The sequence below is a fragment of the Arthrobacter sp. UYNi723 genome (assembly GCF_054057635.1).
The window spans coordinates 52,072-71,435 of the sequence record NZ_JBSRZM010000020.1 but is presented as its reverse complement, the minus strand read 5'-3'; the positions used below and the strand labels follow the sequence as shown (position 1 = coordinate 71,435).

22 protein-coding genes and 1 tRNA gene are annotated in these 19,364 nt (G+C 65.3%); 10 read left to right on the top strand and 13 right to left on the bottom strand.

Annotated features, from left to right (window positions below; genetic code table 11):
* Window positions 1–807, bottom strand: coding sequence for a 2-C-methyl-D-erythritol 4-phosphate cytidylyltransferase (ispD, locus tag ACVWY0_RS15550; RefSeq protein ID WP_485837473.1), 807 nt, complete (start codon window positions 805–807; stop codon window positions 1–3).
* Window positions 808–940: 133 nt separating this feature from the next.
* Window positions 941–1,423, bottom strand: coding sequence for a CarD family transcriptional regulator (locus ACVWY0_RS15545; protein WP_026266570.1), 483 nt, complete (start codon window positions 1,421–1,423; stop codon window positions 941–943).
* Between the two features lie 270 nt (window positions 1,424–1,693).
* Here ACVWY0_RS15545 and ACVWY0_RS15540 point away from each other — a divergent pair, with 270 nt between their 5' ends.
* Entirely contained in the window at window positions 1,694–2,242 is a 549-nt protein-coding gene (locus ACVWY0_RS15540; RefSeq protein WP_485837484.1) for a hypothetical protein, read from the top strand.
* Between the two features lie 111 nt (window positions 2,243–2,353).
* Here ACVWY0_RS15540 and ACVWY0_RS15535 read toward each other — a convergent pair whose 3' ends face one another.
* Together ACVWY0_RS15535 and ACVWY0_RS15530 are read right to left on the bottom strand one after the other, a co-directional pair.
* The gene (locus ACVWY0_RS15535) at window positions 2,354–3,034 is read right to left on the bottom strand and encodes a response regulator transcription factor (RefSeq protein WP_254752476.1); all 681 of its coding nucleotides are present in this window, start codon (window positions 3,032–3,034) and stop codon (window positions 2,354–2,356) included.
* On the bottom strand, window positions 3,031–4,239 hold the full coding sequence (locus tag ACVWY0_RS15530) for a sensor histidine kinase (RefSeq protein WP_485837483.1): 1,209 nt from the start codon (window positions 4,237–4,239) through the stop codon (window positions 3,031–3,033). The genes ACVWY0_RS15535 and ACVWY0_RS15530 overlap by 4 nt, the downstream gene beginning before the upstream one ends.
* A gap of 202 nt (window positions 4,240–4,441) precedes the next feature.
* Here ACVWY0_RS15530 and phoU point away from each other — a divergent pair, with 202 nt between their 5' ends.
* Window positions 4,442–5,095 (top strand): phosphate signaling complex protein PhoU, encoded by a 654-nt coding sequence (phoU, locus tag ACVWY0_RS15525; protein ID WP_485837472.1) that lies wholly within the window; start codon window positions 4,442–4,444, stop codon window positions 5,093–5,095.
* Between the two features lie 77 nt (window positions 5,096–5,172).
* Here phoU and ACVWY0_RS15520 read toward each other — a convergent pair whose 3' ends face one another.
* Window positions 5,173–5,919 carry a phosphoglyceromutase gene (locus tag ACVWY0_RS15520; RefSeq protein WP_485837471.1) on the bottom strand — a complete coding sequence of 249 codons (747 nt, stop codon included), beginning with the start codon at window positions 5,917–5,919 and terminating at the stop codon, window positions 5,173–5,175.
* A 78-nt stretch (window positions 5,920–5,997) separates the two neighbouring features.
* Between ACVWY0_RS15520 and ACVWY0_RS15515 the strand changes: the two genes are divergently transcribed.
* Window positions 5,998–6,840 (top strand): class I SAM-dependent methyltransferase, encoded by an 843-nt coding sequence (locus ACVWY0_RS15515; protein WP_485837470.1) that lies wholly within the window; start codon window positions 5,998–6,000, stop codon window positions 6,838–6,840.
* Between the two features lie 55 nt (window positions 6,841–6,895).
* Here the strand turns inward: ACVWY0_RS15515 and ACVWY0_RS15510 are convergent, their stop codons facing one another.
* Both ACVWY0_RS15510 and ACVWY0_RS15505 read right to left on the bottom strand, forming a co-directional pair.
* On the bottom strand, window positions 6,896–7,246 hold the full coding sequence (locus ACVWY0_RS15510) for a DUF2516 family protein (protein WP_485837469.1): 351 nt from the start codon (window positions 7,244–7,246) through the stop codon (window positions 6,896–6,898).
* A gap of 9 nt (window positions 7,247–7,255) precedes the next feature.
* Window positions 7,256–8,446 carry a trans-sulfuration enzyme family protein gene (locus ACVWY0_RS15505; protein WP_485837468.1) on the bottom strand — a complete coding sequence of 397 codons (1,191 nt, stop codon included), beginning with the start codon at window positions 8,444–8,446 and terminating at the stop codon, window positions 7,256–7,258.
* Window positions 8,447–8,499: 53 nt separating this feature from the next.
* Between ACVWY0_RS15505 and tmk the strand changes: the two genes are divergently transcribed.
* The 5 genes from tmk (at window position 8,500) to ACVWY0_RS15480 (ending at window position 13,126) form a co-directional block, all read left to right on the top strand.
* A complete protein-coding gene (gene tmk, locus ACVWY0_RS15500) occupies window positions 8,500–9,156 on the top strand; it encodes a dTMP kinase (RefSeq protein WP_485837467.1) in 657 nt (218 codons plus the stop codon).
* Window positions 9,153–10,295, top strand: a complete 1,143-nt coding sequence (locus ACVWY0_RS15495) for a DNA polymerase III subunit delta' (RefSeq protein ID WP_485837466.1) — start codon at window positions 9,153–9,155, stop codon at window positions 10,293–10,295. Before tmk ends, ACVWY0_RS15495 begins: the two co-directional genes overlap by 4 nt.
* A 21-nt stretch (window positions 10,296–10,316) precedes the next feature.
* Entirely contained in the window at window positions 10,317–11,882 is a 1,566-nt protein-coding gene (locus tag ACVWY0_RS15490) for an alpha/beta hydrolase (RefSeq protein WP_485837465.1), read from the top strand.
* Window positions 11,883–11,990: 108 nt separating this feature from the next.
* Window positions 11,991–12,063: transfer RNA gene (locus ACVWY0_RS15485), tRNA-Thr, on the top strand.
* Window positions 12,064–12,226: 163 nt separating this feature from the next.
* Entirely contained in the window at window positions 12,227–13,126 is a 900-nt protein-coding gene (locus ACVWY0_RS15480; RefSeq protein WP_485837464.1) for a DNA/RNA non-specific endonuclease, read from the top strand.
* Between the two features lie 108 nt (window positions 13,127–13,234).
* Here the strand turns inward: ACVWY0_RS15480 and ACVWY0_RS15475 are convergent, their stop codons facing one another.
* On the bottom strand, window positions 13,235–13,732 hold the full coding sequence (locus tag ACVWY0_RS15475; protein ID WP_485837463.1) for a hypothetical protein: 498 nt from the start codon (window positions 13,730–13,732) through the stop codon (window positions 13,235–13,237).
* 55 nt (window positions 13,733–13,787) lie between these two features.
* Between ACVWY0_RS15475 and ACVWY0_RS15470 the strand changes: the two genes are divergently transcribed.
* On the top strand, window positions 13,788–14,771 hold the full coding sequence (locus tag ACVWY0_RS15470; RefSeq protein ID WP_485837462.1) for a hypothetical protein: 984 nt from the start codon (window positions 13,788–13,790) through the stop codon (window positions 14,769–14,771).
* Between the two features lie 39 nt (window positions 14,772–14,810).
* Window positions 14,811–14,996, top strand: coding sequence for a hypothetical protein (locus ACVWY0_RS15465; protein WP_485837461.1), 186 nt, complete (start codon window positions 14,811–14,813; stop codon window positions 14,994–14,996).
* An 18-nt stretch (window positions 14,997–15,014) separates the two neighbouring features.
* On the opposite strand, the gene ACVWY0_RS15460 is transcribed toward ACVWY0_RS15465, so the two are convergent.
* The 5 genes from ACVWY0_RS15460 to ACVWY0_RS15440 all read right to left on the bottom strand — a co-directional run bounded on the left by ACVWY0_RS15460 (window position 15,015) and on the right by ACVWY0_RS15440 (window position 19,299).
* Window positions 15,015–15,494 carry a hypothetical protein gene (locus tag ACVWY0_RS15460; protein WP_485837460.1) on the bottom strand — a complete coding sequence of 160 codons (480 nt, stop codon included), beginning with the start codon at window positions 15,492–15,494 and terminating at the stop codon, window positions 15,015–15,017.
* Between the two features lie 8 nt (window positions 15,495–15,502).
* Entirely contained in the window at window positions 15,503–16,195 is a 693-nt protein-coding gene (locus tag ACVWY0_RS15455) for a bacterial proteasome activator family protein (RefSeq protein WP_485837459.1), read from the bottom strand.
* A 115-nt stretch (window positions 16,196–16,310) separates the two neighbouring features.
* On the bottom strand, window positions 16,311–16,514 hold the full coding sequence (locus ACVWY0_RS15450; RefSeq protein WP_485837458.1) for a YbdD/YjiX family protein: 204 nt from the start codon (window positions 16,512–16,514) through the stop codon (window positions 16,311–16,313).
* Window positions 16,511–18,814, bottom strand: coding sequence for a carbon starvation CstA family protein (locus ACVWY0_RS15445; protein ID WP_485837457.1), 2,304 nt, complete (start codon window positions 18,812–18,814; stop codon window positions 16,511–16,513). The genes ACVWY0_RS15450 and ACVWY0_RS15445 overlap by 4 nt, the downstream gene beginning before the upstream one ends.
* 200 nt (window positions 18,815–19,014) lie before the next feature.
* Window positions 19,015–19,299 (bottom strand): DUF1540 domain-containing protein, encoded by a 285-nt coding sequence (locus ACVWY0_RS15440; RefSeq protein WP_248762384.1) that lies wholly within the window; start codon window positions 19,297–19,299, stop codon window positions 19,015–19,017.
* Window positions 19,300–19,364 lie beyond the last annotated feature (65 nt).

The window sequence follows — 19,364 nt, the reverse complement described above, 5'->3', positions numbered from 1 at the left end:
CTAACCCTCCACCCAGCGGATGCCCAGCGGGCCTTCCAGCAGCCCCTCGGCAATGATCAGGTCCAGCGGCGTGGTGATTTTTAATGACTGTGTGGAGCCATGGACGGCGTGCACGGGAACTCCCAGGAGTTCCACCAGCATGGCGTCGTCGGTGACCGCGGCAGCCTGTTTCTCGTCAAAGTCCGCCGCTGCCTGATGGGCCTGGATCAGTGTGGACAGGCGGAACCCTTGGGGCGTCTGGACCGAACGGAGCTCCTCCCGCGGCGGGGTCCCGGTCACGAGTTCCGGGGCGATGCTGCTGTCGTCACCGGTCGTGGGGGTAACCATCTTCACCGTATCCACCACCGGTACGGCAGGAATCACTGCAACGGCGCCGGCCGCCAGCGAATCGACGACACGGTGGAAGACATACTCGGGTGTTAGTGCCCTGGCGGCGTCGTGGACCAGCACAGCTTCGGTGCCGTCCAGCAAGGCGGCCAGCGCTGACCGGACGGAAGCGGCACGGGTGGCACCGCCGTCGACCGTTGTCAGCAGGGGAAGCGGGTTCTCCTGGTTGGCCTCGTGCCCCGCCCGGAGTTCCTCGGCGAAGGCCGCGCACAATTCCTGCAGGACCGTATCGCCGGGCGGCAGGGCAACACAGATCTGGCGTGCGACGCCGGCGGCAGCGACGCCCCGGAGGGCATGGGTGAGGATGGCGTCACTCCCCAGCGGCACGCGTGCCTTGGGCATGCCGTAACCCAGCCGCTCGCCGGAACCTGCGGCCACAATGACGACGGCGGTGACGGGGCGGGGAAGTCCGTTGTTCATGCGGTCCAGCCTACGTGCCCGCTTGCCCGGCGTGCCGAATCCCGCCCGCGCGACGCGCCTGCCGCTGCGGACTGGACCGAAAAAGGGCAAAAAGAAACCCCGGAGGCACTTGCGTACCCCCGGGGCTCAATTCTTAGGAAGCCAGGACCTCGTCGAGAACGCTTGCAGCCTTCTCTTCATCGGTCTTTTCAGCCAGTGCAAGTTCTGAAATCAGAATCTGACGGGCCTTGGCCAGCATGCGCTTCTCACCTGCGGAAAGGCCCCGATCGTGATCACGGCGCCAGAGGTCGCGAACAACCTCCGCTACCTTGATGACGTCACCGGAAGCAAGCTTCTCCAGATTTGCCTTGTATCTGCGCGACCAGTTGGTGGGTTCTTCAGTGAACTCGGCCCGGAGAACATCAAATACGTGCTCCAGACCTTCCTTGCCCACTACGTCACGGACCCCAACAAGGTCAACGTTCTCTGCTGGAACTTCAATGGTCAGATCACCCTGAGCCACCTTGAGCTTGAGATACATTTTCTCTTCGCCCTTGACAGTGCGCATCTTGATTTCTTCAATTTTCGCAGCACCGTGGTGAGGGTAAACTACTGTCTCGCCGACCTCAAATACCATGTGGACATTCCCCTTTCCCGCAGACCAGTTTATCACGATTCAGGCATATGACTGGCCTCGAACCGGCCCCGAAACCCCGGAAATACGCGGAAAATGGGCAGAATAGACCCCCTTCGACCCCTTGACGAATGCAGATAATAGTGCATGCGCGGCCTGCTGCCAAGGGCAATATGACCGTGCGGAATCCTTGTTTGGTCCGGTTTGCCGCTAGGCTATGGCTGAATAATGTTTCAAGACTCTCGAGGAGTACGTGACGTGCGTTTCACTGCGATGAACCGGGCCCAGGGCGGCAAACTGGCACTGGCGGCAGGATCCCTGGCCCTCGCCCTGGCGACGATGACCGGCTGCGGCTACATCAACCCCCAGCAGACTTCTCACCAGTACGCGGCGTCGGACGGTATCCGCGCCGACCTGGGTCCGCTGCAGCTGCGCAACATGCTGATTGTCTCGGCCGGAGAAGACAAGCCCGGCCGCCTGCTTGGTGCCGTTTACAACTCCTCTTCGCAGGACGTCAAGCTCACCGTCAACGGGGCCGAGGGTTCACAGACGCAGGTGCCGGTGAAAGCCAACTCCTACACTCTGCTCAACGACTCCACGGATGAAGCCATCCTCAGCACGAGCGGCGGCATCGCCGGTTCCCTCGTCGATGTGAAGATCACCGAAGACGGTACCAACGTGAGCAAGACTGTTCGGATCCCTGTCCTGGATGCTTCCCTCGCGGAGTACAAGGAGTACCTGCCGGCCGGCAGCGAACCGACCGGATCCGCCACACCCAGCCCGTCGCCGTCGGCCACCGCCGGCACAGGTGCGGCCCACTAAGCGGCAACAAAGCACAAAAAGGAGAGGGGCTCCCCGCGGGGAGCCCCTCTCCTTTTTGTGCACTTGAAGTCTGGTGCGCCTGATGCCTGGTGTGCCTTACGGCGGAGAGGCCTACGGCTCGAACTTGTAGCCCAGGCCGCGGACGGTTACCAGGAAGCGCGGTACGGACGGGTCGGGCTCGATCTTGCCGCGCAGCCGCTTGACGTGAACGTCAAGGGTTTTGGTGTCCCCCACGTAGTCCGAACCCCAGACCCGGTCGATCAGCTGGCCGCGGGTGAGTACGCGGCCGGAGTTGCGCAGCAGCATTTCCAGCAGCTCGAATTCCTTCAGCGGCAAGAGGACCTGCTGGCCATCCACGCTGACCACATGCCGTTCGATGTCCATCCGGACAGGGCCGGCCTGGACTGTGGCCGAGATCAGTTCCTCAGGTTCACCCTGCCGGCGGAGCACGGCCCGGACGCGGGCCACCAGCTCGCGGGAGGAGTAGGGCTTGGTGACGTAGTCGTCAGCGCCCAGCTCCAGGCCAACCACCTTGTCTATCTCGGAGTCCTTGGCCGTCAGCATGATGACCGGAACGCTGGAGCGCTGCCGCAGCTGGCGGCAGACCTCCGTGCCTGACAGGCCGGGGAGCTGCAGATCCAGCAGCACCAGATCCGCCCCGTTCCGGTCGAATTCGGTGATGGCGTCCAAACCGTTGTCCACCACTTCAACCTCGAACCCCTCCTTGCCCAACAAATAGGACAACGGATCACTGAAAGATTCTTCGTCTTCGACAATCAAAATCCTGCTCAAGCGCTGGCTCCTTGCTCATGTACGCCGCGTTCTTTGCCACGCTCGGGTACGGCTCGTTGTTTGACACCTGCAGTATCCGGTTCGTCCTGGCTTTCCATCTCAGGCAGCCGCAGGGTGAATGTGGAACCCTGGCCCGGCCGTGACCACAGTGTCACTTCACCGCCGTGGTTGGAGGCCACGTGTTTGACGATGCTCAGGCCCAGGCCCGTTCCGCCCGTGTGGCGCGAACGCGCCGCATCCACCCGATAGAAGCGCTCAAACACCCGCTCCTGGTCCTCCGGGGTCAGCCCCTCGCCCTGGTCCGTGACCGACACGGCGATCAGCCCGTCCTTTGACCGGACGCCCACGCCAACCCTGGTGTTCTCCGGGGAATAGCGGATGGCGTTGTCGATCAGGTTACGCAGGGCGGTAACCAGCAGGTCCCTGTCACCAAAGACGGTAGCTTCAACCCGGTCCCCCACCACAATCCGAATGTTCTTGCTTTCAGCGGGGAGCTGGGAACGGTCCACTGCTTCGGTGATGACCGCGTTGATGTCCACGGCCCTGCCCTCCTGGGACACGCTGGCACCTTGGAGGCGGGACAGCTCGATGATGTCCTGGACCAGGGCGGCCAGCCGGCCTGATTCCTTGTGCATGCGCTTGGCGAACCGGCGAACTGCTTGTTCGTCGTCGGCCGAGGACTCCAGTGCCTCGGCCAGCAACGAAATTGCCCCCACAGGGGTCTTCAGCTCGTGGGACACGTTGGCCACGAAGTCGTTTCGGATCTCTTCGGTGCGGGTAATTTCGGTGCGGTCGTCGGCCAGAAGCACGATATATTCCTCGCCGAGCATGGCCGCCCGGACCTGCACGATGATGGTGCCGTGGCCCAGCGGACCGCGCTGCAGCTCCAGCCGTTTTTCCAGGATCACGCCATCGCGGCGCACCCCGGCCGTCATGTCCAGAAGTTCCTTGTGGACCACCGTATGGCCGCGCACCAAGCCATACGCATAAGCTGCCGGGCTGGCGCGCACTACACCGTCCACCGCGTCAACCACCACAAAAGCCCGTCCGACGACGGCCAGCACTTCCGCGGCGCCGGCCGGCAGAGCGAGTTCGTCCACGTCGACGTCAACAAGCTTGCGCTGCTTTTCACTGATCCTGAAGGCGAGCACGCCAAAGGTGCCGAGCGACAGGCCGACCAGGCCGGCGATGACACCGATGAGCATAGGATCCACAACTCCAGCTTAGGCCGTGGTTCCTGTCGAGACGGTGCGTCATGGCCCATTACGGGGACGGTTCAGCTAACGTTCATCTACAACCGACTAATCGTTTACCGCACGCTGACAGTGTTATACGTTGGAGTGCCGAATGGCGACATGAGTTCCGTCTGCCACCTGAGGGGCGGAGTTCCAAAGAAAGGACGCCCACGTGCGTAAGGTTTTTCAGGAAGAGCTGACCCAGGTGGGTGAGCAGTTGGTGGAGATTTCGAAGCTGGTCAGCGAGGCAATGGGGAAGGCCGCTACGTCATTCCAGATTGCCGACGTTGATCTGGCGGAGGACGTCATTGCCGCGGACGCCCGTATCGACTTTTTGCAGACCAGCCTGGATGAACGCGCCATCGATATCCTCGCCCTGCAGGGGCCGGTGGCCAGCGATCTGCGGATGATCGTGGGCGCCCTGCGCATGAGCGCTTCCCTGGAGCGGATGGGGGATCTGGCCCGGCACATCGCCCAGTTGGCGCGACTGCGCTTCCCGTCCGTGGTCATCCCCGCGTCCATGACGGAAACGTTCAACAAAATGGCCGAGCAGGACCAACTGATCGCAGACAAGCTCATCCTGCTGCTGGAATCCCGGGACCTCGAAGTGGCCCGCGACATCCTCAAGGCCAACAGCACCATCGACGACCTTCACCTGAGCGTTTTCAAGGCGATCGCCGCCCCGGACTGGGCCGAGTCCCCCGCCACCACCGTGGACGTGGCCCTGGCCAGCCGCTACTTCGAACGGTTCGCTGACCACGGCGTGTCCGTGGCCCGCAAGGTCACGTACCTCGTCACCGGCGAATGGCAGCCGCAGGGCTTCTAGCCGCTCCCTAAAACCACATACGACGGCGGGTCGGTCACCTGAGGTGACCGACCCGCCGTCGTACGTTAACTACTGCCTTATTTCTTGCCCTGGTTGGCCACTGCCAGGATGGCCTCCGCGGCGGCCTCCGGATCCAGGTAGGTGCCGCCCGGCTTGACCGGCTGGAAGTCCTCGTCGAGGTCGTAGACCAGCGGGATGCCCGTGGGGATGTTCAGGCTGGAGATGGCGTCGTCACTGATGCCGTCCAGGTGCTTGACCAGGGCGCGCAGCGAGTTGCCGTGGGCGGTGACCAGGACGGTCTTGCCGGTTTTGAGGTCTTCCTTGATGTCCGATTCCCAGTAAGGAAGCAGGCGGACCAGGACATCCTTGAGGCACTCAGTGCGGGGCAGCGCGTCGCCGAGGTCCGCGTAACGGGGGTCGCGGGCCTGGGAGAACTCGGAGTCGTCGGCCAGGGGCGGCGGCGGGGTGTCGTAGGACCGGCGCCATTCCATGAACTGCTCCTCGCCGTATTCGGCCAGGGTCTGTGCCTTGTCCTTGCCCTGCAGGGCGCCGTAGTGGCGTTCGTTCAGGCGCCAGTCCCGCTTGACGGGGATCCAGCCGCGGTCGGCCTTGTCCAGGGAGATGTTGGCCGTGTTGATGGCCCGCTTCAGGAGCGAGGTGTAGAGGACATCCGGGAGAAGATCGTTCTCAACCAGGAGCTCGCCGCCGCGTGCTGCTTCCTCGCGGCCCTGGTCGTTGAGGTCAACGTCCACCCAGCCGGTGAACAGGTTCTTGGCGTTCCATTCGCTGTGGCCGTGGCGCAGCAGAATCAGCTTGTAAGTCATGATTTTTATCCTAGCCGAGGCACGGCGCCGCCCGCCTTGCGTTACAAGGGCCCTGCGTTACAAGGATAGGGTTGGGCCGTGGTGCAAAAAGCTGAACGCGTGAGCGCTCCCCATGGCCGGAGCGGCAGGCCGGTCGGAAACGTCACGCGGGGCACCACCAATCCCAACCGGATGCGGCGGGTGGACCGCTGGCTCACCGGTCCCCAGGCCTGGCGTCTGCGCGCTGCCGAAGACCCCCTCGTGGTTGACCTGGGCTACGGCGCAACGCCGGCCACCGCCGTCGAACTCTTTGAACGTCTCCGCGCCGTCCGGCCGGACGTCCGCGTGTGCGGAATCGAAATCGAGCCTGAGCGCGTCCGGATCGCCACGGCGCTCGAGAGGCCGGGGCTGAGCTTCCAGGTGGGCGGTTTCGAGTTGCCGCTGCCCGGACGCCCGGTACTGGTCCGCGCCTTCAACGTCCTGCGGCAGTACGAAGAGGCTGATGTGGCGGGGATCTGGCGGCTGGTCCAGGGCCGGCTCGCCCCCGGCGGGCTCTTTATCGACGGGACGTGCGATGAGATCGGGCGGCGGGTGACGTGGGTGGCCCTCGACGCCGACCGGCCGTTGTCACTGAGTATGTCCGTGCGGTTCGGCAGCTTTGACCTGCCATCGGAAATTGCCGAACGGCTGCCGAAGGCGCTGATCCACCGTAACGTTCCGGGCGAGCCTGTCCACCGGCTGATGCAGGCCATGGACCGGGCCTGGCTGGAGTCGGCGCCGCTGGCGTCATTCGGCAACAGGCAGCGCTGGCACGCCATGTGCAGGGCACTGCTCGACGGCGGGTGGCCGGTTCAGGACGGCCCGGCGCGGTGGCGCCTGGGCGAACTAACGGTGGCCTGGGAAGCTGTGGCGCCGGGGGCCCACGCCGGCAGGGTTCCCTGAGCGAGCTTGCGAGCTGAGGGTGCCGGTGGGGAGTACGAACAACCGTAAGGCTGGGTTACCGGCCGCCGTAGGGCCCCGTATTACGGCTACCGCCGCGGCCTGCGTCCTTGACCGCTGGCCGGACGTCTGCGAGGTAGATGGACGCTGCCACCACGGCGGCGAGCCCGAAGAGGCCAAGCGTGCCGAAGATTCCGCCGCTGCTGAAGAGCGAGATGACGCCGATCAGGGTGGCGCCGCCGGTCAGCGCCAGCCAGAACATCTTGGTCCGCTTGCCGGTGGCTTCAAATGCAGCCGACTTGTGCCGGACGCAGTCCAGCAGCGCCCACACCTCAAGTCCCAGTGCCACCAGGGCAAGGGTAAAAAACACTGCCTGTTCAACAGGCCGAATAATCAGTTCACCGTCCACCGTCCAAGCCTAGCGGCCCAGCGAGTCGAGCGCCTGCTTCAAATCGGCCCAGAGGTCCTCAATATTCTCAATGCCGACGCTCAGGCGCACCAGATTGTCCGGGACGCTCCGCGGCTCAGCGGCGTGCCGGCGGCGCCGTTCGATCAGCGATTCCACCCCGCCCAGGGACGTGGCCGGCAGCCACAGCTGCAGCGCGCGGACCAGTTTGTCCGCGGCGTCTGCTCCGCTCAGCCCGGCAACCGGCGCGATCTGCACGCACACAATCGAACCGAAGCCCGACATCTGGGTCTTGGCCCGCACGTGGCCGGGGTCCGTGGGGAGCCCCGGGAACCGGATGCTAGCGATCAGGGGGTGCGTGCTCAGGCGTTCCGCCAGGACCGCGGCGGAAGCCTGAGACCGTTCCACACGCAGGGCAAGGGTCCGGAGCCCGCGCAGCGCCAGCCATGCCTCGAACGGCCCGGCAATACCGCCATGAATGATGCGGTGGTGCAGCAGCGCTGCCCGGATGTCCGGGTTGGACGTCACCAAGGCGCCGAGGACGACGTCGGAATGTCCGGCCAGATATTTGGTCACCGAGTGAAGAACGACGTCGGAACCCAAGCTCAGCGGCTGCTGGACCAACGGCGTGGAGAACGTATTGTCCGTCACCACAATGGCGCCCACCCGGTGGGCCGCCGCCGTGAGTTCGCGGATATCGGCGATGCCCAGCATCGGGTTGGTGGGGCTCTCAAGCCACAGCATCCTGGCCGCTTTCGCGTCCGGTCCCTGCGGCGCGAGCTGTGCTTTGACTGCGTCAGTGTCCGTGATGTCCACAGTCCGCAGTTCCAGGAAGCCCTTCTGCGCCAGCTCCGTGGCCATCACCAGCGAACCCGCGTAGCTGTGCGACGGCATCACCAGGACGCCGCCGGCGGGCAGCAGAGACAGTGCCGAACTGACGGCCGCGAGTCCGGACGCGTAGAGCAGGCCGGGCAGTTCAGATCCTTCAAGCTGGCCCAGGGCCTCCTCAAACGGATCCCAGGTGGGGTTGGAATAGCGGCCGTAGCCCCGGTCCCCGTCGCCCAACGCTCCCGTGCCGAAGTACGTCGAGGACAGCACGATGGGCGGGTTGACGGGCTTGTCCCGCTCACGCGGCGGCCGGCCGGCTGCAACCACCACGGTTTCGGCCGACAGGGACGCTGCATACTGTTCCGAGAGACTCATGGAGAAAGCGTACTTGGACGTGCGGCGGCTCCCGAAGTCGGTAGTCTAGACCAGTGACCACCAACAGCCCTGGACTTTTCATCGCCTTCGAGGGCGGCGACGGCGCCGGCAAGTCCACCCAGGCGGCCCGTCTTGCCGAGGCTCTGGAAACACGTGGCCTGACGGTCCTGCGGACCCGCGAACCCGGCGGGACGCCCATTGGCGAAAAACTGCGTTCCTTGGTCCTGGACCACGGCCATGGCCACATCGACGCCCACACCGAGGCACTCATCTTTGCTGCCTCCCGCGCGGCCCATGCCAGCCAGGTGATCCGCCCGGCACTGGAACGCGGCGAGGTTGTCCTGACGGACCGCTACATTGATTCGTCCGTGGCGTACCAGGGGGCCGGCCGCGATCTGGGCGCCGACGCCGTGCGTACCCTCAACGAATGGGCGACGTCGGGGCTGCAGCCAGACCTCACAGTGTTGCTGGACGTGGATCCCGCTGACGGCCGCCGCCGCCGCACAGCCGGCGACGCCGCCGAAGACCGCCTTGAGTCAGAGGCCGATGCATTCCATTCAACAATCCGCGGGGCGTTCCTTGAACTGGCCGCCAGCCGGCCGGATACGTATCTTGTCCTGCCGGCGGACCTGCCCGTCAACGAACTGTCCGCGCGGATCCTCACCCGCGTGGATGCCCTGCTCGCGTCTGCAGGCCGGGGCGCCGCATGACTGTCTGGGACGACCTTCAGGGCCAGCCCGCCGTCGTCGAACAGCTCCGCCATGCCTCGCGGGGCGAGGGACTGACCCATGCCTGGCTGTTCACGGGCCCGCCCGGATCCGGGCGTTCCAACGCCGCGAAGGCCTTCGCGGCCGCCCTCAACTGCGATCAGGACGACCTGGCCGGGCGCGGCTGCGGGGAGTGTCCCGCCTGCCTGACCATCCTCGGCGAGACCCATTCGGACGTGACGTACGTCAGGACCGAGAAGGTCACCATCACCATCGATGAAGCCCGCGACCTGGTATCCAAGGCGGGCAACCGGCCGTCGTCCGGGCGCTGGCGGATCATTGTGGTGGAAGACGCCGACCGCATGGCCGAGCGGACCACCAATGTGCTGCTGAAGGCCATCGAGGAACCCACGCCGCGGACCATCTGGATGCTGTGCGCACCGTCGCCCGCTGACGTCCTGGTGACCATCCGTTCGCGCTGCCGGGCTGTGGCCTTGCGGCTGCCGCCGGCCGCCGACGTCGCCGCTTTGCTCGTCAAGCGCGACGGCGTGGACCCGGCGCTGGCCGAACGCGCTGCCCGCGCGGCGCAAAGCCATGTGGGGATCGCCCGCCGGCTGGCGCGGGACCCTGAAGCGAGGGAACGCCGGCTGGAAACGGTGAGGTTCCCCCTGGGTCTGCGCGGCGTGACCGCGGCGGTGATGATGGCCGACAAGCTGGTGAAGATCGCCACCGCCGAAGCCAACAGTTCCAATGAAGAGCGCGACGCCGCCGAGAAGGCTGCGCTGCTGGCCACCCTGGGTGCCCCGGAGTCAGGGACGCTTCCGCCGACCATGCGCAGCCAGGTCAGGCAGCTTGAAGACGACCAGAAACGGCGGGCCAAGCGATCCATCACGGACTCCCTGGACCGGACGCTGACGGACCTCCTGTCGTTCTACCGGGACGTGCTGATCATCCAGCTCGGGAACGCCGTGGAGCTGGTAAACGTTGAGCTCAGGGGTGAGCTGGAGGAATTCGCCGCCCAGTCTGCCCCGGAGACCACCCTCGCCCGCATGGACGCCATCAACAAAGCCCGCCAACGCATCACCACCACCAACGTTGCACCGCTGTTGACCATTGAGTCCATGGCAGCCAGCCTGATCTAGCAACTACTAGGAGACCGCTCGATGACTGCACGCCCCCTGCCCGCACGCTCCCGATCCCTGGTGATTGGGCTGCGGGCTGCCGGCGCCCTGATCCTGGCCCTGACGCTGGCCTCGTGCGGCCTCTTTGCCGGGGACACCCCGGACGCGGCCCCCGCTACGGCGAAGGCAGACCCTGCTATCGTGGCGTCCGCGCCCGCTGGCTTGGACACCTTCTACGCCCAGGAGGTCGTATGGGAGCCTTGCGAAAACGGCTTCCAGTGCGCCAAGGTCACCGTGCCGATGGACTACGCGAAGCCGGACGGCGACACGATCCAGATAGCTGCGCTGAAGGCTCCGAGCACCGGCTCGAAGACCGGCAGCCTCCTGGTCAACCCGGGCGGTCCGGGCGGGTCCGGCTACGACTTCGTCAAGGATGCGGCCGGAACGCACTTCTCGCAGTCTGTCCGGGCCAACTACGACGTGGTGGGCTTTGATCCGCGGGGCGTCGAGCGCTCCGCCCCAGTTAAGTGCATGACGGATGCCGAACGGGACGCGTCCCGGGCAAAGGTCTACGCCCTGGAGACCGATGCCGGGCTTGCCGCCGCGTTGGCCGACAACAAGGCCATCGCCGCGCAGTGCGCTGCGCAGACCGGTCCGGTACTGGGCCACGTCGACACTGTCAGCGCGGCCAAGGACCTGGACATCCTGCGGGCCGTGGTCAATGACTCGAAGCTTAATTATCTGGGGTTCTCCTACGGCACGTTCCTTGGTTCCACCTATGCCTCGCTGTTCCCGGACAACGTGGGCCGTATGGTCCTTGATGGTGCCCTGGATCCGTCCATCAGCAACGAGGAGCTGACCAGCGGCCAGGCCGTGGCCTTCGAAAAGGCCATCAGGGCCTATGTGGCCAGTTGCCAGCAGGAATCCTCGTGTCCGCTCAGGGGGAACGTGGACAGCGGAGTCCAGCAGATCCGCGACCTCATCACAGCGGTGCAAAACACGCCTTGGCAGACCAAGGACGGCCGCCTGGTGAACGCCACGATGTTCGTCAGCGGCCTCATCACTCCGCTGTACAACGACGAGAGCTGGCCCGCCCTGACCCAGGCCCTCGAAACTGCACTTAAGGGTGACGCCAGTATGATGCTCCGGCTGGCGGACATCGGCGCGGACCGCGGCCCCGACGGGAAGTACACGTCCAACTCCACCTTCGCCTTCAACGCCATCAACTGCCTGGACTACCCCATGGTGTCCGACACGGCCGCCATGCGCGCGGAACAGCAACGGCTTATGCAGGCCTCCCCTACGCTGGGCTACTTCTTCGCCTACGGCGGCACCAACTGCGTGGACTGGCCGTACAAGAACCTGCGCACCCCGGCCCCGGTGGAATACACCGGCGAAGCCCCGATCGTGGTTGTCGGAACCACCGGCGACCCTGCCACCCCGGTGGAATGGGCCGCATCCCTGCGCAAACAGCTGGGCAACGCCTCCCTGCTCACCTGGCAGGGAGAGGGCCACACCGCCTACGGCCGGGCCAACAGCTGTCTCGAAGACGCCGTGGATAAGTACCTTGTGGACGGAACGGTTCCCGCCGACAACACGGTCTGCTGAGGAGTTCTGCCGAAGTGTTTGGGGCGCCCATTTTGACCCGGGCGCAGGGACTCTATTACAGTTGACTCTTGCATGAACCGCCCGGTTACGCCGGGCGAATTGTGCGGTGCTTCCTTAGCTCAGTCGGTAGAGCGTTTCACTCGTAATGAAAAGGTCATCAGTTCGATTCTGATAGGAAGCTCGGGACAAACCCCGTATTGTCGTTGATTTCGACGATGATACGGGGTTTTTCGCTGGTTAAGCTCTCCGACGGCCCGCCGCATTGAGCTGGGCCGCCGACGGCAGTTTCCCTGTGGTCCACCGAAATTCATCCCGCCGTCATCTTCCACTGCTAATGTCCGGCCATGGACGAACTATTGCTGGTACCGGGTTCTGCCGCTGCACGTGATCTGTCGAACCGGTCGGGGTACGACGTCGCCTTCCTGGGTGTACAGGTTCCTGTGCCGATTCTGGCCGACAGGAAAACGATCCTGCTGCCCTACACGCATTTCTCGGTGCTCATGCGGCTGGACAAGCGCCTGGCCGCCGTCACGGCCCTCGGCATCGACGGGGAGAAGCTGATGGATCTGGACCGATCCGGGATCCAATGGCAGCTGGATCCAAGGTTGGCCGAGGACCAGCAGACCGGTGAGCAGCTCTACGCCCGGAACGACCTTGATAGGGGACACCTGGTCCGGCGCGCCTCAGCCGTCTGGGGTGATACCCGGGAGGAGGCCGCCCAAGCGAATGAGGACACGTTCCACTACACGAACGCCGTGCCCCAGGCTGCGAAGTTCAACCAGAGCCTGGACCTGTGGCTCGGGTTGGAGTCCTACCTGCTGGAGCATGCCGCCCACCACGGCCGGCGGCTGATCGTGTTCACCGGGCCCATCTTCGGGGACAACGACCCCGTGTACCGCGGCGTGGAGATTCCGCTGCTGTTCTTCAAGGTCGCCGCATTCCTCCAAGACGGGGAGCTTGCGGCCACCGGCTACATCGTGGACCAGACACCACAACTGGCCGACCTGCCCGATGTGCCCCGCCCGGGCGCCGTGGACGCGGCTCCGCCCCTGGGCCCGTTCCGGACTTTTCAGGTCCCCCTCCGCGATATCGCCGCCGTCACCGGCCTGGATCTGGACCAGCTCGTGGCCGTTGACCGGATGCCCATCGCCGCAGAACTACCCACCGCCCGGGTGAAGTCGACGTGGCGGACGCTCGTGTCTCCGGAGGACCTGGACCTGGACTTCGATTTGAACGGAGACTAGAGCCACGGCCGCAAGAGGGGGAACATTGTCCAGCGTGTGTCTCCGGTCAAGAACTGACCGGAGACGGGCTACCGGCCGAAGACCGTCTGGGTGGCCAAACGCCCGAGCTCAGCCGTTCGGGACCGTGAGCTCGACCGGCGAAGCTTCCACGGGACCGCCGCACTGGGCCGAGCCGCCAACCCGCTTCCAGTCCAGGTCGGCTTCCTTCTCGGCGAGGACCTCGCCCGCGGCAGACAGCGCTTTAGCGGTCACGTGGTCAGGAGAGCTCATGCTGACGGTGAACCGCCAGGTATCGGCGTCGATCCTTTCAGCGTAGAACGGGGCCATGGTCGGCTGGGCTTCCGCGGTGGGCGAAGCCCTGGCATCCAGCGGCGTTGTCACGACAATCCGGGGTGCTGCTGTCCCAGGCTCCGGTCCCAGCTCCGAACATGCGCCATCGGCGCACAGCTGCACGGTATCCACACCCGAGACGTCACCCGCCAGTTCAACCGTGATGGAGTTGACCCACCCGATGGCCGGACAGACGTTCGAGCAGCCGGCAACCGGGATGCAGACTGCCAACATCAGAACGGCTGGCCGGACAAGGAGCCCCCACACTCTTCTCATGCGGCCAGTCTAGGCGGCGGGAATGGGAGCCTTCGCTGCCCCTATGATGGCGTGCATGGATGACAAGGCGCTGGCGGCTATCGCGTTCGAACTGTACGCCCTGCCTTTCGAGGAATTTGTGGCTGCCCGGACCGCCGCAGCCAAGGCAGCCGCCGGTTCCGGGAAGGAGCTCCCGGCCGCCGTCAAGGCCTTGCCAAAACCGTCAGCGGCGGCCTGGGCCGTCAACATGCTGGCCATCCATGAGCCAGGAGTGCTCGCTCAGCTTTCCGAGCTCGGCCAACGGATGCGGTCGGCCCAGGCATCCCTCGACGCCGCCGCCCTCCGGGAACTGGCGCGGGAGCGCCGCAGACTGCTGGGGACCGCCGTCGACACCGCCCGCTTCGTTGCAGAACGACAGGGGCGCAGCATCAGCGCCACCATCGCCGCCGACGTCGAGCGCACCCTGCAGGCGATTACGGCCGACGAAGGTGCCACCGCCGCCGTCCAGAGCGGACTGCTGGTCCAGGCACTGTCCGCCGACGGCGTGGACACTGTTGATCTCGATGGGGCGGTAGCGGTGCCCGGGGCAGTGCCGGCGCCGCCCGCCACCACACAGGGCCGTCCCTTACAGCCACCGGCCACTGTGCCGGAAAAAGAAGAAGAACGGACGACGGCGGAACCTGGCACCCGAAAACCAGCGGACCAGCCGCGCCTCAAGGCTGTCCGGGAGACTCCGCGGCCGGCGTCCCCCTCGGCCCTGGAGAAGGCCAGCGCTGCCTTGGGCGAGGCCGAGGCGGCAGAGGAGGAGTCCGCCCGGCTGGCCGCGGACCGGCAAAGGCAGCTGGCAGACACGGAGGCCGAAGTCGCGGACCTGACCCGCGAAACACGTGAGCTCCGCGACCGGCTCAAAGCCGCGGAGGAGCAGCTGGACAGCGCCAGGAAAATCTTGGGCACGGTGGCCGCCGAGGCCAGGCAGGCGGCCCGGGCAGCCGATAAGGCCAAACGTTCGGCCATGCTCGCGCAGGAGCGGGTGCTACGCCTGGGCAACACGCGGGACTGATGAACGGTTATTGTCAGACCCCGGTTGCAGACTGGATTTATGGAAAACCAACCTGCACAGGAATTTCTTGTCACGTACTTCGACGCCGATTGCGGCCGGATCAGCAGTGAAAGGTTCGGTTCCCTGAAGGACGCCGAGCGTTTCGCCAGCCGGAACTGCGGCACCGAGGAATCGTGGGCCGTTATCGACGCTGTTGCCATAGAGCAGGCCAGGATCGCCGCCTGAGGTCATCCGGAATACCGCTCAGCCGGAACGGCTTTCGGGCTGGCCGCCGGCGGCGGCATCCTCGGCGAGCCGGCGTTCGGCGTCGGCCACCTGCTCGAACACTGATTCCGCGCGGCGGCGTACCGAGGCCGCCCCCACCGGGACGGGACCGACGGCGAGCCGCAGCATGGCTGCAGCCTCGGCAGTGGTAGCCAGTGAATTGCCTGCCTTCGACAGCGACCGGTGCACACCGGCCAAGTCTCCAGGAATGTCCAGCCCCTCGCTGGGCGAACGTCGCTGGGCCTCGACGCAAACAACACGGACACGTTCCAGGAGCCCCGCCAGTTCGTTCGCGACTTCCACGAGTTCCGCATAAAGCTTCTCGTCTTCGACACCTTCGAGGACCTGGTGATAGCGGTCCAGGCCACGGTGGAAACGATCGTGGGCGCGGCGCCAAAGGCCCTTGCCCAGCTCAGCATCGTCCTTGCGCCCTTGGCGGGCGGCAGTAAAGAATCCCACGCAGGACCCTAGAGGTACTGGCCAGGACCGTGGTCCGGGTCCTCCGGCCGGCCTGACGGCACCGGACCGGAATGCTGGCCGGCGGCGGCCCTCTGCGGCTCGCCGTTCTCCCCGATAACCACACCAGGGGCGATCATGGTGCCCGGCGGAAGCTGCTTCAGGTGCATCTGCGCGGCGGCCTGCTCACGTGCGGCGTGCTGGGCGGCGATGGCCGTCTGGATGCCGTGGAAGAGGCCTTCCAGCCACCCCACCAGCTGCGCCTGGGCGATCCGAAGCTCGGCGTCGGACGGTGTGGTGTTCTCCGGGAAGGGCAGGCTGATCCGTTCCAGTTCTTCAACGAGCTCCGGTGCCAGCCCGTCCTCCAACTCCTTGATGGAACGCTCGTGGATCTCGGCCAGGCGTTCGCGCGCGGCGTCGTCCAGCGGTGCCGACTTAACCTCTGCCAGGAGCTGCCGGATCATGGTGCCGATCCGCATGACTTTGGCGGGCTCGTCCACGAGGTCCTGCAGATTGCTGCCCTTGGCCTTGCCCCCGAGTGACGTGCTTGAAGCCGCCGGGCCGGTTGTGACCGGACCAGCTGCGCCGGGACCGGCGCCGGCTCCAGCCGGGCTGCCCGAAGCCGGCATGGCCGGTTCGCCGTTGTCGAGGGTCCTGCCCTCAACGGGGACATCATCAGGCTGAGTGTCTGTCGGATCGCTCATGCGTTCATACTCTCACGAGCCGAGGACGGGCAGTCCAGTTGATGAAGCAGCCAAGTTGATGAAGCAGCCCAGTTGATGAGCCGGCTAGCCGATGAAGGCTGGCCGGCCGTCAGCGTCAGCAGCACCGGCCCTGCGGGTTGGAGTCCTGGCGGTCCGTCCGGTCCCGCCAGAACTCGCGTTCCGTCAGCGGTGGCTCCCCGTGTCCGGCCGCGTGGTGGTGCTCCAGGTAGTTGGCGTACGCATCAGCACCGAGCACGCCGCCGAGGTACCGGGCGAAACCCCGGAACCCTGTTGCGACCGCGGCCAGACCGGGGCTCATTTGTGGTGACCTGCCCTTTCGAACCGCAGCTCGGCCGGCAGCTTGTTCCACTCGGCCAGCAGCTCACGTTCCGCGGGTGTGGGGATCAGGCCGGCGGGCGCGAAGACCTTTGACGGCCGGGCCTCATCCTCGTTGTCGATGTTCGGGATCCCCGCGGAATGGTTGCGGAAGGCCTTGATGGTGGCCACCAGAGCCATGGCGATGACGATGATGCTGAGCACCACAAAGATGACGGACAGCCAGCCCTGGATCGCGGTGTTGCGCACCACGGCTTCCATGGCGGCGACGCTCTTGGCTGAGCCGAACTCGGTCTTGCCGTCCGCGAGTGCCTTGCTGAAGGCTGCATTGTTGGCGAAGTAGCCGACGGCGGGCGTTGAGGAGAAGATCTTCTGGTAACTCGCGGTGATGGTCACCACCGCCGCGAAGGCCAGCGGCACTGCAACGATCCAAAGGTACTTGAATGTCCCCCGCTTGGCGACGATCGCCAGGCACACGGACAGCGCGATCGCGGCCAGCAGCTGGTTGGCGATTCCGAACAGCGGGAACAGCGTGTTGATGCCACCCAGCGGATCGGTCACGCCCATGAGCAGCACTGCACCCCAGGCGGCCACCATAACGGCGGTGCACAGCCAGGCTCCCGGCCGCCACGAGTGCTCCTTGAACTTCGGGATGAAGTTGCCGATGGAGTCCTGCAGCATGAAGCGCGCAACGCGTGTACCGGCGTCGACCGCGGTGAGGATAAACAGCGCCTCGAACATGATGGCGAAGTGATACCAGAACGCCATCAGGGCCGTGCCGCCGATGAACTGCTGCATGATGTGGGCGAGGCCGACGGCGAGCGTGGGCGCACCACCGGTCCGGGACACAATGCTTTGCTCGCCGACGTTGGCTGCCGTTTCCGCGAGCATGGCGGGGCTGACGTTGACGCCGGACAGGCCAAGGCCATTAACCCAGGCCGCCGCGGTTTCCACCGTGCCGCCGGTCAGGGCGGCCGGGGCGTTCATGGCGAAGTACAGCCCGCGGTCAATGGAGATGGCCGCGACCAGCGCCATGATGGCCACAAACGACTCCATCAGCATACCGCCGTAGCCGATGAAGCGGGTCTGGCGTTCCTTCTCGATCAGCTTCGGGGTAGTGCCCGAGGAGATCAGGGCGTGGAAGCCGGATAGGGCACCGCAGGCAATGGTGACAAACAGGAACGGGAACAATGCGCCGGGGAAGACCGGTCCGTTGTCCCGGCTGGCGAACTCGCTGAAGGCGGGAACGGTGATCTCCGGGCGGACCACGATGATGGCCAGCGCGAGCATCACGATCACGCCGATCTTCATAAACGTGGAGAGGTAGTCGCGGGGGGCCAAAAGCAGCCAGACCGGAAGGATGGCGGCGATGAAGCCATAGACAATGAGACCCCAGGCAATGGTCACCTTGTCCAGGGTGAAGAACGCGGAACCCCATTCGGTCTCCGCCACCAGGCCACCGCCGATGATGGCGGCCATCAGGAGCACAAAGCCGATCAAGGAGACTTCCATGATCTTGCCCGGCCGGATGTAGCGCAGGTAAACGCCCATAAACAGCGCAATCGGGATGGTCATACCCACCGAGAACACGCCCCACGGGCTTTCGCCCAGGGCGTTGACGACGACGAGCGCGAGGATCGCCACGATGATCACCATAATGAGCAGCGTGGCGATCAGTGCTGCCGTGCCGCCGATGACACCCAGTTCTTCGCGGGCCATCTGGCCGAGGGAACGGCCGCCACGGCGCATGGAGAAGAACATCACCAGGTAGTCCTGAACGGCGCCTGCGAGCACAACGCCGATGATGATCCAGATAGTGCCGGGGAGGTAGCCCATCTGGGCCGCGATGATGGGCCCGACCAGCGGGCCGGCGCCGGCGATGGCGGCGAAGTGGTGGCCGAACAGCACGTTGCGGTCTGTGCGGACGTAGTCCTTGCCGTCAGCCTTGTATTCCGCCGGCGTGGCGCGGCGGTCATCCGGCTTGGTGATGAGGCGTTCGATCACCTTGGAGTAGAAACGGTAACCGATCAGGTAGGTACAAACCGAGGCAAAAACGAACCAGATCGCGTTGACCGTCTCGCCCCGGACGATGGCCAGCATGAACCAGGCGACGCCGCCGAGCAGTGCGATGGCTGCCCACAGGGCGATCTTGGCCGGGGTCCATTTCTTGTCTTCGGCCTCGCTGACGGCCGCATCCACGGCCGTTGGCGGAAGCTTCGGATCGGCCGTCAATGGGCCGCTCCCTTTCGCTGCACTTACCGGTTCGTCAGGCCTGCTGGCCATGTCTCCTCCTTGAGATTCGGTGCTTCAGTGAGTTGCTCAAAGGCACCATACCAACGCCGCGCCAACGAGGAGGCGGCATTCTGCCCGTGCCGTGTGTCATTGCGGTGAACGGCGGGCGGGAGGCGCCGAGCGCACAAAAGCCCCCGTTCAGGGTTTCCTGGACGGAGGCCTTCGCGACTAATCCCGGGCGGGAGCCGTGGCTACGCGTGTGCGTAAGTGAGGCAGTCCGCGTTGTCAGCGCCGGGGCCCACATGGACTTCGGAGGCGTTGCACATCAGGTGGTCGTTGTGGATGCACTCGGAGCGCTGGCATGCTCCGACATCCGCCAGGACCTTGGGCAGCCCGCCGTGTGTGCCGGTGTCGATGAATGTGGCGCAGCTGGCGTGGTCTTTGCTTCCGCCAACCGTGATGGCGTGGGCCGTACAGCCTTCGTGGTCATTAAACGAGCAACGGGTAACACTGCAATCGGCAACATGTGTTGTCATAAGAGGTCCCTCCGTACTTCGGCCGTCCGGGACGGACAGCGTCCTGGGTCCCACCGTAGGCCTGT

What these genes read in the sequence shown, in the direction of transcription:
- ACVWY0_RS15450 (WP_485837458.1), bottom strand. Translation starts at nt 16,514, where the DNA reads ATGAGCCCCGGTCTGGCCGCGGTCGCAACAGGGTTCCGGGGTTTCGCC.
- ACVWY0_RS15455 (WP_485837459.1), bottom strand. Translation starts at nt 16,195, where the DNA reads ATGAGCGATCCGACAGACACTCAGCCTGATGATGTCCCCGTTGAGGGC.
- ispD (WP_485837473.1), bottom strand. Translation starts at nt 807, where the DNA reads ATGAACAACGGACTTCCCCGCCCCGTCACCGCCGTCGTCATTGTGGCC.
- ACVWY0_RS15495 (WP_485837466.1), top strand. Translation starts at nt 9,153, where the DNA reads ATGACTGTCTGGGACGACCTTCAGGGCCAGCCCGCCGTCGTCGAACAG.
- ACVWY0_RS15440 (WP_248762384.1), bottom strand. Translation starts at nt 19,299, where the DNA reads ATGACAACACATGTTGCCGATTGCAGTGTTACCCGTTGCTCGTTTAAT.
- ACVWY0_RS15445 (WP_485837457.1), bottom strand. Translation starts at nt 18,814, where the DNA reads ATGGCCAGCAGGCCTGACGAACCGGTAAGTGCAGCGAAAGGGAGCGGC.
- ACVWY0_RS15520 (WP_485837471.1), bottom strand. Translation starts at nt 5,919, where the DNA reads ATGACTTACAAGCTGATTCTGCTGCGCCACGGCCACAGCGAATGGAAC.
- ACVWY0_RS15480 (WP_485837464.1), top strand. Translation starts at nt 12,227, where the DNA reads ATGGACGAACTATTGCTGGTACCGGGTTCTGCCGCTGCACGTGATCTG.
- ACVWY0_RS15475 (WP_485837463.1), bottom strand. Translation starts at nt 13,732, where the DNA reads ATGAGAAGAGTGTGGGGGCTCCTTGTCCGGCCAGCCGTTCTGATGTTG.
- ACVWY0_RS15505 (WP_485837468.1), bottom strand. Translation starts at nt 8,446, where the DNA reads ATGAGTCTCTCGGAACAGTATGCAGCGTCCCTGTCGGCCGAAACCGTG.
- ACVWY0_RS15540 (WP_485837484.1), top strand. Translation starts at nt 1,694, where the DNA reads ATGAACCGGGCCCAGGGCGGCAAACTGGCACTGGCGGCAGGATCCCTG.
- ACVWY0_RS15530 (WP_485837483.1), bottom strand. Translation starts at nt 4,239, where the DNA reads ATGCTCATCGGTGTCATCGCCGGCCTGGTCGGCCTGTCGCTCGGCACC.
- ACVWY0_RS15470 (WP_485837462.1), top strand. Translation starts at nt 13,788, where the DNA reads ATGGATGACAAGGCGCTGGCGGCTATCGCGTTCGAACTGTACGCCCTG.
- ACVWY0_RS15490 (WP_485837465.1), top strand. Translation starts at nt 10,317, where the DNA reads ATGACTGCACGCCCCCTGCCCGCACGCTCCCGATCCCTGGTGATTGGG.
- ACVWY0_RS15465 (WP_485837461.1), top strand. Translation starts at nt 14,811, where the DNA reads ATGGAAAACCAACCTGCACAGGAATTTCTTGTCACGTACTTCGACGCC.
- ACVWY0_RS15545 (WP_026266570.1), bottom strand. Translation starts at nt 1,423, where the DNA reads ATGGTATTTGAGGTCGGCGAGACAGTAGTTTACCCTCACCACGGTGCT.